Origin of the sequence: Nocardia sp. CA-136227 (assembly GCF_050955695.1) — a bacterium.
Lineage (GTDB): Bacteria > Actinomycetota > Actinomycetes > Mycobacteriales > Mycobacteriaceae > Nocardia.
Genome location: NZ_CP192081.1, coordinates 5,327,976 through 5,342,713, shown reverse-complemented (window position 1 = coordinate 5,342,713; position 14,738 = coordinate 5,327,976). Strand labels below are relative to the sequence as shown.

Sequence of the window (14,738 nt, the reverse complement as noted above, 5' to 3'; positions counted from 1 at the left end):
CGGCCTACTTCGCGCCCGGCCCGAACGGCTGCGCCGACAGCGGCGCGGAATCCGGGGTCAGGGTGGCCACCACCGAGATTCCGGCAGCCCGGAAATTCGTCAGCGCCCGCGCGATGTGATCGGCGGAGGTGATCAGGATCGCGGCGTGCGCGCCGATGACATCCATCAGATGCGCCGAGAAAGCGGCGTTCTGGACCGTCGAATTCGCCTTGGTCTCGGTGTGGATGCGATTGCGGTCGATGCCGCGCTCGACCAGCCAGTCGGCCATGGCATCGGCCTCGGTGACGCCGTTCTGCGGATTGCCGCCGGTCACGATGACCGGGGCTTGCGGCGACAGCAGCGCCGAGACGTAGCCCGCGGAGAGGCGGGCCATGAGCTCCGGGCGCATCTGGCCGTCGGCGAGCAGGCCGTAGCCGAGCACCACGATCGCGGTGTCGGGGGTGAACAGCGCGGGCAGATCCAGGCCCGGCAGATCCATGCCCGGAATATTGATCGACTTGACCGCGTCGAAGGCCTCCGGCAGGTCCTGGGACAGGCCGAACACCGGATCGACCTGCGGCGGCCGGTCCGCCGAGTCGCCCGGTATTAGCCGGGTCTCCGAGGCGACCTGTTGCGGCGCCTCCCACTCGGCCGATGGCTGGGTGCCCGAGTCCGCGAGCGGCGGGGCGGGTGAATCGGCGGGAGGCGGGTTCACCGCCTCGGCGTGCGCCGGGGTCGACACCGCCGCCAGGGCGACGACCGTCGCTCCGGGGAGCAGCGCCTGTAAGGTTTTGGTGCGCAAGGTGTTCGGTGTCTGCCGATGATGTCGGCCGGGCGGGGTGCGCCGCAGCTGCGGAACAACCCACTGCCATTGGCTCGCGGACGAGACGCGGCGGTGTCTGCCTGATTCGAGCATCGCAACCCCCTAGGTAGCCGGGATGTGACTACCGGTCGGTTCACAATCTACCGATTCATGATCGCGTGGGATCGTGCCGCGCGGAGGCGAATTGGTGAAATCCAGATTCACTTTTCGCGCCAGACCCCTCTTTCCGGGGGTGACCGGCCTCACACGCGAGGCGATGTCACACCTGTGCGGGCCACATCGTCAACCTCATGAAGCCAACGAACACCCACCAGAAAAGAGAGAACGATGACCCGCTTCGCCCTGTACGAGAACGAGATCGCCGCCAAGTTCAGCAAGCGCATCGTCACCGCCGCTCGCGTCATCGACGACTCCAGCCTCCCCAAGGCCACCCAGGAACTCGTCAAGATCCGCGCCTCGCAGATCAACAACTGCGGCATGTGCCTGGACATGCACACCAAGGACGCCGCCCACGCCGGCGAGACCCCCGTCCGCCTGGCCATGATCGCGGCCTGGCGCGAATCCACCGTCTTCACCGACCCCGAACGCGCCGCCCTGGCCCTCACCGAGGAAGGCACCCGCCTGGCCGACACCTCCACCGCCATCACCGAGGACACCTGGGCCCAGGTCCGCAAGCACTACGACGACGACCAGATCGGCGCCCTCATCTCCCTCATCGCCACCATCAACGCCTGGAACCGCCTCAACGTCATCTCCGGGCAACTGGGCGGCGAATACACCCCCGGCCAGTGGTGACCGCCCACCCGCCGCGGAAATTCGATACCGATTTCCGCGGCGGGCGGTTACTGTCCTTGTCGCCACCGACGCCCTGGCGCGCAGGACGTGGGGTGGTCCAGCCGGTGTGATGGCAGAAGTCGCGGGTTCGAATCCCGCCACTGGCGCAAGGAGTTTCAGGGGGCTCCGTGTCCACTCGACGCGGTCCACAGACTATCGAGCGGGAGCACCAGGCTGCCTTCCTCATGGCGGTAGGCGTGTGGGCCGGTGTAGAGGATGATCGAGGTCGTCAGGCGGTTGCCGAGTTTGGTTCGGAGCGCGCGGATGCCGCGGAGATCTTCGCCGTGGATTCGGGTTCCGGCCTTGAACTCGAACGCGATCACGCAGCCGTCGTCCGCCTCCACCACGAGGTCGACTTCATCACCGGTACCGGTGCGGAAGTGGCCGACCGTGACCGGGGCATCCCACCAGCTGAGTTGTTTGAGAATCTCTCCGACCGCAAAGGTTTCGGTGAGATGGCCGTATTGGGTGAGGACTGCTGGATCTGCCGCGGCGATCTTGCCCGGTGTCAGGCCGAGCAGCCAGGCCGCGACGCCGGAATCGACGACATGCAGCTTCGGCTGGCGGGCAATCCGTGAGCCAAGGGTGGTTCCCCAGGCTGGCAGTCGGTGGACGAGGAAGACGGCTTCGAGCAGCCGGACATAGTTCTCGGCGCTGGACTTCTCCATGCCGATGTTCTGTGCTGCCGTGGAGATGTTGAGCACCTGCGCGGTGCGGGCGGCGAGCTGCTCGAGCAGACGTGGCAGCATCTCTCGTTGGCGAACGCGGCTGAGTTCGATCACATCCCGTTCGAGGACGAGCTCGAGGTAGTTCGCGAACCATCGGTTTCGTGATCGTCCCGGCGGGCGGCGCAGGGCGACCGGCATGCCGCCGGAGGTGATCCGGCGTGCGTACTCGTCCCGGCTGGTATCGGATGTGAAGCCGCTGAAGTCCGGCTGGTCGCCCTCCAGGAGGCTGTGAATCAAACCCTCTCGTGTGCCGGCGATTTCGCCCTGGGACAAGGGTAGGACGTCGAGGATGTCGACTCGGCCGGTCAATGACTGGCCGGCCTGAGGGAGCGTTGAATAGCGAGTGGACCCTGCGAGTACGTACCGTCCCGGCCGCAGGTCGCGGTTGAGTTCGGCCTTGATCGCATCGAGTAGTTCCGGGACAAGCTGATACTCGTCGATCAGCACCAAGTCGTCTCCCCCGACGAATCGCCCCGGGTCGTTGCGGACCGCGGCCCGGGTCGCTGGATCATCACAGTCGATGACCTTCCGATTGGTGGCGGCCGCGAGGTGCGCCAACAGGGTGCTCTTGCCGACAGTGCGAGGTCCATTGAGAACGACAACGGGCTCCTCGGCGACCCGAGCCTGAAGCACGTTGCAGAGCCGACGAGGCGCGATTCCTGTGAGCAGGACATCCATGCCGTTACTATGCACTACAAGGCGGCTTTCCGGGGCAATATTTTCCGCATTTACACACTGATTTCTTCCGCGTTTTCACGCAGGATTCCTCCGTATCTGCGGAACATCGTCTCCGCACCTGCACCACTGTGATTCGTGGATACGGCAGGTTTGGATGGCTTCCGGTGTCGTGCCCGCCACCGCAATTGGGCGCAGCAGCTCGTTCGCCTCGGCTGGAATGCGCGGCCATGCAGACGGATTCGATGGAATGCGCTGTCGGAAGCTGACGGGGCTCGAAGTCGTGACACCTCGGCACAGGTCCGCAGGTTTTCCGGGGCCCCGGCACGTCCTGGGCGTCCGGGCACGGCTAGGTCATCAACAGGTCTGCGATGGTGACGGCCTCGGGCAAGGTCCAAGTCGCGGCCTCCGCAGCGAGCAGCTGTTCCCACGACGGTGCTCCGGCTTCCGCGCGGGCCGCGGCATCGGAGCGGACCTTCAGCGCGAGCATGCCGATCCGCATGAGAACAGGAATATTGAGATGTCGAGCGGCAACTGCGGTTTCACCAGCGATTGTCGCCGCCGCGGTCTTCGACAAGCTGACCGCCCCGGCTACCGAGTGCGCGGCGAGAAGCATCTCCGTGTGTTTGGCCCTCGCGGAGGTCGTCAGGCGTGCGGTGCCCGTGGAAAGGTAGGCCCCGAGGTGCGAGTGGGTTCGCACGACTACATCGGTCGCGACCATCCCCAGCCCAGGTGTCAATACTGCGGAGCGAAGGTTCAACCCGTTACCGGCATTGGTGCCTGCGTACGCGTCATTGGCGAACTTCCGCAGGTCGGGATTCGGCATCTCGCAGAGAAGCGTCCACCCGGGCAGCGGAAGGTTCATCGGAGTGACAAAGTCGGCGACCCAGTGCTTCAGCAAGAGAGCGAGCGCGAGATGTGGCTCGGGTGCCTGCACGAACGGTAGACCGGATCGAGTTGCCGTCACGCGCTCGACCATCCGTTGTCCGTCGTTCCACCAGATTCCTTCGAAGGTTCCGGTGCGGATCTGATCGAGGGCGTTGAAGAACCGGCCGATGTCGTGGCCCGCGGACCGGACGCGATGGGCCGGACCGCCGAATCTTGGACCGGTGTAATCGATCGGAAGTCGGGCGGCCTCCCTCTCCCACCGGCGCAGCAGGTCGCTCTTCTTCAGTAAGGACAGGCCACCGAGAACCGAAGCGTCTACGCAGTTGTCGTAGAGGTTGCCGAACGCGCCGATAAGCCCCGCGATGCCGACCACCACCAGGTCGCTTCGTTCCCACGAAATCCGTTGGGCTGCCCGCCATCCATCGAGCTGTTCCAGCGCGATCGGGTCGAGGATATCGGCCAGTTCGGGCTCTCCCCAACCCTCGACTGCGCGACGATCCTGATGACGGGATGTGAGTTCGGAATAGGTGAGGTCTGTCGGAATGCTCGCGATACGCTCACTCGCTGCCTGGTCGATCGGCTTGTCCGAAAGCGCTGTTGCGGCGATCAGCTCGATGTCGTCCAGGTCGCGTGTGAGTGCGTCCAAGTTGCCAATGTAGTCGTCATCGATCGGCGAGACCCGGTCGCTGGAGTCGTTGCCGGCGGTGCTCACGCCGCGTCCTCGAGGTCGTCTGCGAGGAGGCAGACGCCCTGAGCAAGGCCCTCGACGGTCTTCTTCTCGCTCTCGAGGTCTTCGAGTTCGGCGATCAGGGCCTGGAGTTCCTCACTCTCAGGCCCGGCGACACGCTCCTTGAGCCGGTCGGCGACGATGCGGAAGCGAGCGACGCGATCTTCGGCAGCCAGGCGTTGGCCCCTCTCCGCGCTCAGCTCCGCCTGCTTGGCCTCGAGTTGCGCACGGAGATCGTCGATTCGCTCGGCAAGGGCCACGACGGTCTTGCCGAGGTTTGTGACTCGCTCGCGGAGACTGACGATGACGGCCTTCGCTGCCTCTTCGTTTCCGTCGACATCACGAAGGACAAGCTGAGTTACGACGTGGAGTCGGATGGCGTCGGCCGCGATGCGAGCTGCCGTGAACCCGGATGCCTTACCCGCGAGCGTGACTGCCCCGGCCCCTACCGCGCCGCTGACGCCGGTGATGATGGCAGCACCACCGGCCATTCCCAGACCACCGGCGGCAAGAGAGCCGCCACCGATCGCGGCCATGCCCGCGGAAGTGGCGACCGCGCCCGAATAGCCGAGAACAAGCGCTCCGTACGCACCCGCGATTGCGGGTGCGGCGAGACCGCCGGTCAGGACACCGAGTCCGAGACCGGCTCCGGCGAGGAGCGCGTACTTGCTCCAGTTACTCGCCTTCGACAGCTTCTTGATCGCGTCCTTGTATGCGGTTTCCACAGCATGGAGGTCTTCTGGATGAAGTTGATCCATCGATCCATGAGCTGCGACGAGAGCCTCGGCGCGGACAGCCTTCTCCCACCTGCCCTCCACCCATGGCTCGAAGCCATACAAGTCGATCAGCAGAAGCAGAGCTCGTGACCTTCGGGCCACGACCGAGAAGATCTCTGGCCCAGCGGATTCGAGCGCCTCGAGATTCGGAGACTCGCCCTCCACCAGGATCTGGCTGACAACCTCAGCGATAGCGCGGGACCAATCTTTCTCGCTGCGCTGCATGATCGCCGCAACCGCGGCGTCGCGGAAGGCATTGCGGATTTCGCGCTTGGACGGCAGGTGCTTGCCCTTCGATGCGGCGATGTCGCGCTGCATCATCCGGTACTGCCACACCGTGAGGATGAAGTCCTCATCAGGAGACAGCTCGAGCTTCTTCTGCACCTGCACCGCGTCCATGCGCTCGACATTAGCGATCGAGCCTGCCAGGAAGTAGCGGTTCCGAGTACACCGGTCGCGGTTCGCATCCCGCGACCGGTGCAAGAGAATTCGGGGAGTCCGTCAGTCGGTGAAGGCGGCGCGGTGTGCCTCGCACCATGCCGCGAAGGAGTGTGGCGGGCGGCCGAGCAGTTCGGTGACGGTGTCGGTCCGGGCGTCGGCGCGATTTGCTCGCAGTAGTGCGAAGCCTTCGAGGATGGCGGCGGCCAGGGCCGGGGGAGCGCCGTGGGGGTATCGGGCGGCAATCGCCTCCTCGGGTGTCGTCGTCTCGCGAATCTTGATGTCCCGGTTCAGGATTCGGGCGAGGATCGTGACCTGTTCGGCGGCGGTCAGGGGGTCCGGGCCGGTGAGGTGGTAAGCCTGCCCGGTGTGGCCGGGCTCGGTCAGGCAGCGGGCCGCGACCTCCGCGATGTCGGCCGGGTCGATGGGGGCGAAACGGCCGGGGCCCGAGGGGTCCAGGATCGGGTCGCCGGAGCGGAGATGGGGGATCCACTCCAGGGCATTGGACATGTAGCCGCCGGGGCGCAGGATCGTGGCGGGAATTCCGGTGTCGCGCACCAGGTTCTCGCGGTCGCGGTGCCAGGTGCCCATGGCGGGCAGGGGGTCGATCAGGACGTGGGCCGAGGAGATGAGGACGATTCGCTGCACGTCCGCTCGTTCGGCGGCGCGCAGCAGGGTGCGGGTGTGGTCGAGGCCGATGCCGGGGACCAGGAGGAACAGGGCGGTGACTCCGGACATGGCGCGGTCCACGCTCGCGGGGTCGTCGAGATCGCCGAGCACGGCCTCGGCGCGGGCGGGCAGGGTCGAGGCACGGGTCCGATCGCGTACCAGGGCGCGGAAATCGGTGTGGTGGGAATCGAGGATGCGGGTGAGTTCGCGGCCGATGTTCCCGGTCGCTCCGGTCAGCAGTAGCATGGCTTCTCCAGATCGTTAGCCGTCTATTGAAAAACGTTAGACGGCTAACGATCGAACGTCAACGCCACTGTGCGAAGGAGGCTTCGTGGCCGCCGGCGATTCAGTCGAATTTCTCGATCTGCACGGGCTCACCTCGAAAGTGCTGCGCGCCCTGGCTGATCGGGATATGCGGCGCCTCGGGCTGCATCTCGGGCAGAACCATGTGCTGGCCGCGCTGTGGGAACAGGACGGGCGGACGCCGGGGGAGATGGCCGCGGCGCTGAATGTCACGACGCCGACCGTGGTCAAGATGGCCACCCGGATGGCCGCGGCCGGACTGCTCACGCGCCGGCGGGACGACAAGGACAACCGGCTGGTCCGGCTCTGGCTCACCGATCACGGCCGCGAACTGCGCGAACCCGTCGAGGCCGGTCGGAAGGCGCTGTCGGACAAGGTCACCGCCGACCTCACCGCCGACGAACGCGAACACCTGATGTCCGCGCTCGCCAAGATCCACCGCGCCGCCGCCGACCTGCTCGGCGAACCACTAGAGTTGGGCACATGATTACCGCGATCGTGTTGATCTCCGCCGAACCGGATCGGATTCCGGAGACCGCGCAGGAACTGGCCGACATCAAGGGGGTGACCGAGGTCTATTCGTGCGCGGGGGATGTGGACCTGATCGCCAAGGTCCGGGTCCGCGACCACGAGGAGATCGCCGACGTCGTCACCGGGCACATCAACAAGACGCCCGGCGTGCTGCGCACCGCCACCCACATCGCGTTCAAGTCCTACTCGCGCGCGGACGTGGAAGCCGGATTCTCGATCGGCGAATAGCCGCCCGGATCAGCGGGTCAGCACCGACGCGCCCAGCGCCCGGCCGCTCTGACCCGGTTCGATCACGTGCGTGACCCCGCCCTTGCAGCCCGGCAGCAGGTAGACGCTGGCCGGCAGCCCGGTCGCATTGGCGACATGGAGTCGATGCGGCCAGTGGTGGACGGTCACGCAATCGGACGGCACACCGTAGCTGCGGCCGTCCACCGACAGCGCGTCGGGATCGGTGGACTCGGCCCGAGCCGAGGGATGAGCGGCGCTCACCGAGACTCCGAGGCCCAGAAGCACGACCACCAGGCCGGGTAGCACCACCGCGTATCGCATAGCCGAACTGTAACGCCGCCGCGGGCGGCCGAACGACCACGCGACGCCGCGGGCCCCGAACTCCCAGGACACTCTGAGCAATCCGCCCAGGGAAAGGCAGGAACCCATGTTCGTGAAAGTCTGCGGACTGACCACCGAAGAACAGATCGACTGGGCCGTCGACCTCGGCTACACCGCCATCGGCGTGGTCGGCACCACCAAGAGCAAACGGTACGTCGAACCCGCGCGGGCCCGCGAACTCGCCGCCTACGCGCGCGGCCGGATCGAATCCTTCGTGGTCGCCTTCGACAAGAGCGAAGTCGACGAGGTGATCGACGACTTCGACATCATTCAGCTCTACCACTGGACCGACCTGCCGAACCTGGCCTACTGCTCGGCCGAGCGGCCCGAACCCGGCCAGAGCTGCCGGTACTTCTTCTACGACGCCAGCCACGGCTCCGGCGTCTTCGCCGCATTCCCCGACTGGCTCGAGACAGCGCCCGGTCAGGTGGTGCTGGCGGGCGGGCTGACCCCCGACAATGTCGCCGAGGTCATCGCCACCCACCGGCCCTTCGGCGTCGACGTGTCCAGCTCGCTCGAAACCGCGCCCGGCATCAAGAGTTTCGATGCCATGCGCCGGTTCGTCGAGGCCACGAAAGCCGGCTAGTCCGCGCCGAGCTCGTTGGAGACGGTCACCCAGCGCTCCAGCAGCGCGGTGGCCGCACCCGAATCCACCGTCTCCGCCACCCGCTTCAGGGCCTCGGCCAGCTTGCCGTGCAGATCGGCGTGCACATCGTCGGCGGTCAGGTCGAACGCGACCAGCGCGGCCGCGGAGTTCAACAGCACCGCGTCCCGCACCGGACCCGGCTCGCCGGCGAACATCGCTCGCGCGATCGCCGCGTTCATCACCGCGTCGCCGCCCTTCAACGCCGACGGATCCACCCGCTCGATGCCGAGAGTCGTTGGGTCGATGGTGGTTTCGTGCAGCTTGCCGCCCGCCACCACCCACACGTCGGAGGTGTCGGCGGTGGTGATCTCGTCCAGGCCGTCATTGCCGCGCACCACCAGGGCCGAGGCCCCGCGCTCGGCGAACACGCCCGCGATCACCGGCACCAGCTCCCGGAACGCACAGCCGATCAGGCCCGCGCCCGGCTGCGCCGGATTGGTCAGCGGGCCCAGGATATTGAAGACCGTCGGAATCCCGATCTCGCCGCGCGCCTGCGAGGCGAACCGCAGCGACGGATGGAACACCGGCGCGAAACAGAAACCGATCCCGGTCCGCCGCACACACTCCTCGACCGACTCCGGGCCCAGGGCGATCTTCACGCCCAGCGCCTCCAGCACATCCGCGCCGCCGCTCTTGGAGGAGGCCGCGCGATTGCCGTGCTTGATCACCGGAACCCCGGAGGCCGCCACCACGATCGAGGACATAGTGGAGATGTTCACGCTGCCCGACCGGTCGCCGCCGGTGCCGACGATGTCCACCGCCGCGCCGTCGTGGCGCACCCGGCGCGCGTGCGAGAGCATGCCCCCGGCCAGACCGTTCAACTCCGACGGGGTCGGGCCCTTCATCTTCAGGGCCACACCGAAGGCGGCGATCTGCGCCGAGGTGGCGTTATCGGTGAAGATCTCGTTCATCGCCCACGCGGCCTCGTCCGAGGACAGGTCGTTGCCGTCGGTGAGGATGCCGAGAACTTCTCGCCAGCTGCGCGCGCTCATTGCCTTCTCTTCCCGTTGCCGGATGCCCGGACACCAGTGTGGTTCGGAGGCAAGCCTAGTGCCGGGAACCCGACTCCCGGGACTCTCCGGGTGCTTCGCCACCGAACCCCCGATTATCGGGGCCGCTCGGCGGGTTGCAGGGCGTCCCAGCCCAGAGCGTCGCCGTCGTGACGCTGGGCCAGGCCCGCCATCCGGGAACGCTCCTGGGAGCAGTGCACGGCGTCGAGGATCTGCACGCGCTGCAAGACCAGCTTCGCGGGGTCCGCGGCGGAGACCGAGGCGGTTTCATAGCCGCCCTGCGCGGCAATGACTTGCACCGCATTCACCTGGGCCGCGGGCAGGCGCAGATGGTGCCTGAGCACCACCGGCTGATCCGCCGTCCAGTCCAAGGCCTTGCCGAGGGCCGCCGAGCACGCCTCCGCGTCATCGAAACTCGATGCCACCACCACCAGATCCGGGCGCGCCGGATCCAGTTGTGTTGCGCCGCCGCGCCCTCGCCACCGCCGCCACCACGACTTCACGTCGACTCCCTCTCGCGGGCCCCGAAAAGGGGCCTCAGCTTCCTCTTACCTGCGCAATCTAGGCTCTGCGCGGACACGCCGGGGACCCGGCGAGAGCCATGCTCGCCCTGGGCTTTCCGACACGTACGACAAAGTTTCGTACCCGCCTACGCCTGTCGTACTACGACAAGTCATACTTACCGGCGTGACGACCGCAGTAGGGACCCCAGGATCGGCCATTACCCAGCGTGTGCATTCGCTGAACCGGCCCAACATGGTCAGCGTCGGTACCATCATCTGGCTGTCGAGCGAGCTGATGTTCTTCGCCGGCCTGTTCGCCATGTACTTCGTTGCTCGTGCCCAGGCACACGGCGTCTGGCCGCCGGAGCCGACCGAGCTGAACCTGAAGCTGGCCGTGCCGGTGACCACGGTGCTGGTGCTGTCCTCCTTCACCTGCCAGATGGGCGTTTTCGCCGCGGAGAAGGGCGACGTGTTCGGCCTGCGCCGTTGGTACCTGCTCACCTTCATCATGGGCGCGATCTTCGTGGGCGGCCAGGGCTACGAGTACACCAACCTCGTCAAAGAGGGCACCACGATCTCCAGCTCGGTGTACGGCTCGGTGTTCTACATCACCACGGGCTTCCACGGTCTGCACGTCATCGGCGGTCTCATCGCGTTCATCTTCCTGCTGGTGCGTACCAAGCTCAGCAAGTTCACCCCGGCGCAGGCCACCGCGGCGATCGTCGTGTCGTACTACTGGCACTTCGTCGACATCGTCTGGATCGGCCTCTTCGCGACGATCTACTTCGTCCGCTAACAACGGACACGCCGAGCACGGCACCCACCCCCCTGAGCCTGCCCGCCATCGGCAACCCAAACTTGTACAAGTCGGTTCCGTCTACTCCAAAGGGACACAGATGAGTTCATCTCCCCCGTCAGCGCCAGATCCCGAGGGGATCGGCCAGGCCACCAAGACCCGCAAGCAGCGCCGCATTCGCCGGAAGCTGGCCGGCGGGCTGGTCCTCCTGATGGGCCTCGTCGGAGCCGGCTTCGCGGCATCGGCCCTGACCCCGCAGGCTCAGGTGGCGACCGCGCATGAGGATCAGTCCGCGCTGATCCGCGAGGGCAAGCAGATCTACGACACCTCCTGCGTCACCTGCCACGGTGTCAACCTGCAGGGTGTCCCGGATCGCGGCCCCAGCCTGATCGGCGTCGGTGAGGCCGCGGTCTACTTCCAGGTCTCCTCCGGCCGCATGCCCGCCGCCCGCAACGAGGCGCAGATCGTGCGCAAGCCGGCGAAGTTCGACGCGCACCAGACCGACGCGATCAGCGCCTACGTCCAGGCCAACGGCGGCGGCCCGACCGTCGTGCGCGACGCCAACGGCGAGGTCGCCCAGGAATCCCTCATCGAGGGCCGCGACCTCGGCCGCGGTGGCGAGCTGTTCCGCCTGAACTGCGCCTCCTGCCACAACTTCACCGGCAAGGGCGGCGCGCTGTCCTCCGGCAAGTTCGCGCCCCCGCTGGAAGAAGCCAGCGAGCAGCAGATCTACCTGGCCATGCTGACCGGCCCGCAGAACATGCCCAAGTTCTCCGACCGGCAGCTGACGCCGGACGAGAAGAAGGACATCGTCGCGTACATCAAGGACCGCATGGAGACCAAGTCCGAGGGCGGCTACGGCCTCGGTGGCTTCGGTCCCGCGACCGAGGGCCTGGCGATCTGGGTCGTCGGCATCGTGGCCCTGGTCGGCTCCGCGATGTGGATCGGTTCCCGGTCATGAGTGAACAGGAGCGAAACAGCATGGGGGACAACCCCACCGAACCCACCGACGAGCAGCTCGACGCCATGTCGCGGGACGAGCTGGTCAAGCTCGGCACCGAGCTCGACGGCGTCGACGTCGCCTACCGCGCCCCCCGCTGGCCGGTCGAGGGCACCCGGGCCGAGAAGCGCGCCGAGCGTCGCGTGGCCCTGTGGTTCGGCATCTCCGCGCTCGCGGGTGCCGCTCTGATCGGCGTCTTCCTGTTCTGGCCCTGGGAGTACAAGGGCCGCAACCAGGACGGCAACGGGATGTACACCCTCACCACCCCGCTCTACGGCCTGACCCTCGGCATCGCCGTGCTGGCCGTCGGTGTGGCGATCGTGCTGATCCGCAAGCACTTCATCCCCGCCGAGATCTCCATCCAGGACCGCCACGACGGCCCGTCCTCCGAGGTCAACCGGCGCACCCTGGTCGCGCAGCTGCAGGACGCCGCCGACACCTCCACCCTGGGCCGCCGCAAGCTCATCACCCGCACCGCGGGCCTGGGCGCGGGCCTGGTCGGCGTCGGCGCGCTGTTCCTGTTCGTCGGCGGCATGATCAAGAACCCGTGGGCCAAGCGCGACAAGTCGCCGCTGTGGGTCTCGGGCTGGACCCCGGACTACCCCGGCGAGACCGTCTTCCTGCGCCGTGACACCGGCCGCCCCGAGGACATCGTCCTGGTCAAGCCGGAGGACCTCGACGGCGGCGCCATGGAAACCGTCTTCCCCTGGAAGGAATCCTGGCGCGGAGACGAGCACGCGACCCTGCAGTCGCTGCGCGGAATCCGCAACGCGGTCATGCTGATCCGTCTGCGCCCGCACGACGCCCAGACCGCGATCAAGCGCAAGGGCCAGGAGAGCTTCAACTACGGCGACTACTTCGCCTACTCGAAGATCTGTACTCACCTCGGCTGCCCCACCTCACTGTTCGAGCAGCAGACCAACCGGATCCTGTGCCCCTGCCACCAGTCGCAGTTCTCCGCGACCGAGTGGGGTAAGCCGGTCTTCGGTCCCGCCGCCCGCGCGTTGCCGCAGCTGCCGATCACCGTCAATGCCGATGGCTACCTGGTCGCCGCCGGCGACTTCATCGAGCCGCTCGGCCCGGCCTTCTGGGAGCGTCGTTCATGAGCCCTAGCAAAGCGGCCGTCCAGGCCAACGAAATGGACGAGCGCTACCACATGGCTGCGTTCGCCAAGCGATCGATCAACAAGGTCTTCCCGACCCACTGGTCGTTCCTGCTCGGTGAGATCGCGCTGTACGCGTTCATCATCCTGCTGCTGTCGGGCATCTACCTGACGCTGTACTTCGACCCGTCCATGAGCGAGACCGTCTACCAGGGCGCCTACCAGCCCCTGCGCGGTGTCACCATGTCGCGGGCCTACGAGACCGCGCTGAACATCTCCTTCGAGGTGCGCGGCGGTCTGTTCGTGCGCCAGGTGCACCACTGGGCGGCGCTGCTGTTCGCGGCGTCGATCATCATCCACCTGTTCCGCATCTTCTTCACCGGCGCGTTCCGCAAGCCGCGTGAGGCCAACTGGGTGATCGGCTCGCTGCTGCTCATCCTGGCCATGTTCGAGGGCTTCTTCGGCTACTCGATCCCCGACGACTTGCTGTCGGGCACCGGTCTGCGCGCCGCCTTCGGTGGTATCACCATGGGCGTGCCGGTCATCGGCACCTGGATGCACTGGCTGATCTTCGCCGGCGACTTCCCGGGCACCATCATCATCCCGCGCCTCTACATCGCGCACGTGCTGCTGCTGCCGGGCATCATCCTGGCGCTCATCGCCGCGCACGTCGCGCTGGTCTGGTACCAGAAGCACACCCAGTTCCCCGGACCGGGCCGCACCGAGAAGAACGTCGTCGGCGCCCGCATCATCCCGGTGTTCGCCGCCGACCAGGGCGCGTTCTTCGCGCTCACCCTCGGCATCGTCGCGATCATGGGTGGCGTCTTCCAGATCAACCCGATCTGGAACCTGGGTCCCTACAACCCGTCTCAGGTCTCCGCGGGTTCGCAGCCGGACTTCTACATGATGTGGACCGACGGCATGGCGCGTCTCATGCCGCCGTGGGAGCTGTACCTGGGCCGCTACACGGTCCCGGCGCCGTTCTGGGTCGCCCTGATCATGGGTCTGGTGTTCACCGTGCTGATCGCCTACCCGTGGATCGAGAAGCGCCTCACCGGCGACACCGCTCGCCACAACCTGCTGCAGCGTCCGCGCGACGTGCCGGTCCGCACCGCCATCGGTGCCATGGCCATCGCGTTCTACATGGTGCTGACCCTGGCGTGTGTCAACGACATCCTGTCGCTGAAGTTCGACATCTCGCTGAACGCCACCACCTGGTTCTTCCGCATCGCGCTGCTGCTGGCCCCGCCGCTGGCGTACTTCGTGGCCTACCGCTTCTGCATCGGCCTGCAGCGGTCCGACCGCGCGGTGCTCGAGCACGGCATCGAGACCGGTGTCATCAAGCGGCTGCCGCACGGTGAGTACATCGAGGTCCACCAGCCCCTCGGCCCGGTCGACTCGCACGGCCACCCGGTCCCGCTGGAGTACCAGGGCGCCCCGGTGCCCAAGAAGATGGCCAAGCTCGGTTCCGCCGGCAAGCCCGGCACCGGCTCGTTCATGCGCCCCGACCCCGCGTCGGAGCAGGCGGAGAACGTCGCCATCGCCCACGAGGAAGAGCACAAGATGCTCTCCGTGCTGGAAGCGGCCCAGAACGCCGCCTCCGGCAAGCAGACCGATCACTGATCGGATCGTCACCAGGGAAGGCCCCGAGTCGAATTCGACTCGGGGCCTTCCCCGTTCCTGGCTCGTCACCGGCCGAGC

General features: G+C 66.8%; 16 protein-coding genes. 8 read left to right on the top strand and 8 right to left on the bottom strand.

From position 1 onward, the window contains the following. Nucleotides 1-4: 4 nt before the first annotated feature. Nucleotides 5-781, bottom strand: coding sequence for a YdcF family protein (locus ACQP06_RS24745; protein WP_433666834.1), 777 nt, complete (start codon nucleotides 779-781; stop codon nucleotides 5-7). A 348-nt stretch (nucleotides 782-1,129) separates the two neighbouring features. On the opposite strand from ACQP06_RS24745, the gene ACQP06_RS24740 reads away from it, so the two are divergent. Beyond that, nucleotides 1,130-1,597 (top strand): carboxymuconolactone decarboxylase family protein, encoded by a 468-nt coding sequence (locus ACQP06_RS24740; RefSeq protein ID WP_433666833.1) that lies wholly within the window; start codon nucleotides 1,130-1,132, stop codon nucleotides 1,595-1,597. A gap of 155 nt (nucleotides 1,598-1,752) precedes the next feature. On the opposite strand, the gene ACQP06_RS24735 is transcribed toward ACQP06_RS24740, so the two are convergent. The 4 genes from ACQP06_RS24735 to ACQP06_RS24720 form a co-directional block, all read right to left on the bottom strand. After that, on the bottom strand, nucleotides 1,753-3,042 hold the full coding sequence (locus ACQP06_RS24735) for an ATP-binding protein (protein ID WP_433666832.1): 1,290 nt from the start codon (nucleotides 3,040-3,042) through the stop codon (nucleotides 1,753-1,755). A 346-nt stretch (nucleotides 3,043-3,388) separates the two neighbouring features. Further along, nucleotides 3,389-4,639 (bottom strand): hypothetical protein, encoded by a 1,251-nt coding sequence (locus tag ACQP06_RS24730; protein WP_433666831.1) that lies wholly within the window; start codon nucleotides 4,637-4,639, stop codon nucleotides 3,389-3,391. After that, nucleotides 4,636-5,829: a hypothetical protein gene (locus tag ACQP06_RS24725; RefSeq protein WP_433666830.1), complete on the bottom strand. Its 1,194-nt coding sequence runs from the start codon at nucleotides 5,827-5,829 to the stop codon at nucleotides 4,636-4,638. The genes ACQP06_RS24730 and ACQP06_RS24725 overlap by 4 nt, the downstream gene beginning before the upstream one ends. 102 nt (nucleotides 5,830-5,931) lie before the next feature. Continuing rightward, entirely contained in the window at nucleotides 5,932-6,783 is an 852-nt protein-coding gene (locus ACQP06_RS24720; protein WP_433666829.1) for an NAD(P)H-binding protein, read from the bottom strand. Between the two features lie 85 nt (nucleotides 6,784-6,868). Here ACQP06_RS24720 and ACQP06_RS24715 point away from each other — a divergent pair, with 85 nt between their 5' ends. Beyond that, the gene (locus ACQP06_RS24715) at nucleotides 6,869-7,327 is read left to right on the top strand and encodes a MarR family winged helix-turn-helix transcriptional regulator (protein WP_433666828.1); all 459 of its coding nucleotides are present in this window, start codon (nucleotides 6,869-6,871) and stop codon (nucleotides 7,325-7,327) included. Next, complete coding sequence (locus ACQP06_RS24710) at nucleotides 7,324-7,599, top strand: Lrp/AsnC family transcriptional regulator (protein ID WP_213560441.1); 276 nt, start codon at nucleotides 7,324-7,326, stop codon at nucleotides 7,597-7,599. Before ACQP06_RS24715 ends, ACQP06_RS24710 begins: the two co-directional genes overlap by 4 nt. A gap of 9 nt (nucleotides 7,600-7,608) precedes the next feature. Here ACQP06_RS24710 and ACQP06_RS24705 read toward each other — a convergent pair whose 3' ends face one another. Continuing rightward, nucleotides 7,609-7,920, bottom strand: coding sequence for a hypothetical protein (locus ACQP06_RS24705; protein ID WP_433666827.1), 312 nt, complete (start codon nucleotides 7,918-7,920; stop codon nucleotides 7,609-7,611). Between the two features lie 106 nt (nucleotides 7,921-8,026). On the opposite strand from ACQP06_RS24705, the gene ACQP06_RS24700 reads away from it, so the two are divergent. Continuing rightward, nucleotides 8,027-8,566, top strand: coding sequence for a phosphoribosylanthranilate isomerase (locus tag ACQP06_RS24700; RefSeq protein WP_433666826.1), 540 nt, complete (start codon nucleotides 8,027-8,029; stop codon nucleotides 8,564-8,566). Here ACQP06_RS24700 and trpD read toward each other — a convergent pair. Together trpD and ACQP06_RS24690 are read right to left on the bottom strand one after the other, a co-directional pair. Beyond that, nucleotides 8,563-9,618, bottom strand: a complete 1,056-nt coding sequence (gene trpD, locus ACQP06_RS24695; RefSeq protein WP_433666825.1) for an anthranilate phosphoribosyltransferase — start codon at nucleotides 9,616-9,618, stop codon at nucleotides 8,563-8,565. The two genes, ACQP06_RS24700 and trpD, sit on opposite strands and share 4 nt — an antisense overlap. A gap of 113 nt (nucleotides 9,619-9,731) precedes the next feature. Then, nucleotides 9,732-10,139, bottom strand: a complete 408-nt coding sequence (locus tag ACQP06_RS24690; RefSeq protein ID WP_357094938.1) for a hypothetical protein — start codon at nucleotides 10,137-10,139, stop codon at nucleotides 9,732-9,734. 184 nt (nucleotides 10,140-10,323) lie between these two features. Between ACQP06_RS24690 and ctaE the strand changes: the two genes are divergently transcribed. The 4 genes from ctaE (at nucleotide 10,324) to qcrB (ending at nucleotide 14,660) form a co-directional block, all read left to right on the top strand. Beyond that, entirely contained in the window at nucleotides 10,324-10,935 is a 612-nt protein-coding gene (gene ctaE / locus ACQP06_RS24685) for an aa3-type cytochrome oxidase subunit III (RefSeq protein ID WP_357094941.1), read from the top strand. Nucleotides 10,936-11,035: 100 nt separating this feature from the next. Continuing rightward, entirely contained in the window at nucleotides 11,036-11,896 is an 861-nt protein-coding gene (gene qcrC / locus ACQP06_RS24680) for a cytochrome bc1 complex diheme cytochrome c subunit (RefSeq protein ID WP_357094943.1), read from the top strand. Continuing rightward, entirely contained in the window at nucleotides 11,893-13,041 is a 1,149-nt protein-coding gene (gene qcrA, locus ACQP06_RS24675; RefSeq protein ID WP_433666824.1) for a cytochrome bc1 complex Rieske iron-sulfur subunit, read from the top strand. Before qcrC ends, qcrA begins: the two co-directional genes overlap by 4 nt. Further along, on the top strand, nucleotides 13,038-14,660 hold the full coding sequence (gene qcrB / locus ACQP06_RS24670) for a cytochrome bc1 complex cytochrome b subunit (RefSeq protein ID WP_433666823.1): 1,623 nt from the start codon (nucleotides 13,038-13,040) through the stop codon (nucleotides 14,658-14,660). Before qcrA ends, qcrB begins: the two co-directional genes overlap by 4 nt. The last annotated feature ends 78 nt before the right edge of the window (nucleotides 14,661-14,738 follow it).

Bases quoted from the DNA above. Each gene is read 5' to 3' on its own strand.
- ACQP06_RS24710 (WP_213560441.1), top strand. From the start codon at position 7,324: ATGATTACCGCGATCGTGTTGATCTCCGCCGAACCGGATCGGATTCCG.
- ACQP06_RS24700 (WP_433666826.1), top strand. From the start codon at position 8,027: ATGTTCGTGAAAGTCTGCGGACTGACCACCGAAGAACAGATCGACTGG.
- qcrA (WP_433666824.1), top strand. From the start codon at position 11,893: ATGAGTGAACAGGAGCGAAACAGCATGGGGGACAACCCCACCGAACCC.
- ACQP06_RS24720 (WP_433666829.1), bottom strand. From the start codon at position 6,783: ATGCTACTGCTGACCGGAGCGACCGGGAACATCGGCCGCGAACTCACC.
- qcrC (WP_357094943.1), top strand. From the start codon at position 11,036: ATGAGTTCATCTCCCCCGTCAGCGCCAGATCCCGAGGGGATCGGCCAG.
- ACQP06_RS24735 (WP_433666832.1), bottom strand. From the start codon at position 3,042: ATGGATGTCCTGCTCACAGGAATCGCGCCTCGTCGGCTCTGCAACGTG.
- ACQP06_RS24705 (WP_433666827.1), bottom strand. From the start codon at position 7,920: ATGCGATACGCGGTGGTGCTACCCGGCCTGGTGGTCGTGCTTCTGGGC.
- ACQP06_RS24740 (WP_433666833.1), top strand. From the start codon at position 1,130: ATGACCCGCTTCGCCCTGTACGAGAACGAGATCGCCGCCAAGTTCAGC.
- trpD (WP_433666825.1), bottom strand. From the start codon at position 9,618: ATGAGCGCGCGCAGCTGGCGAGAAGTTCTCGGCATCCTCACCGACGGC.
- qcrB (WP_433666823.1), top strand. From the start codon at position 13,038: ATGAGCCCTAGCAAAGCGGCCGTCCAGGCCAACGAAATGGACGAGCGC.
- ACQP06_RS24725 (WP_433666830.1), bottom strand. From the start codon at position 5,829: ATGGACGCGGTGCAGGTGCAGAAGAAGCTCGAGCTGTCTCCTGATGAG.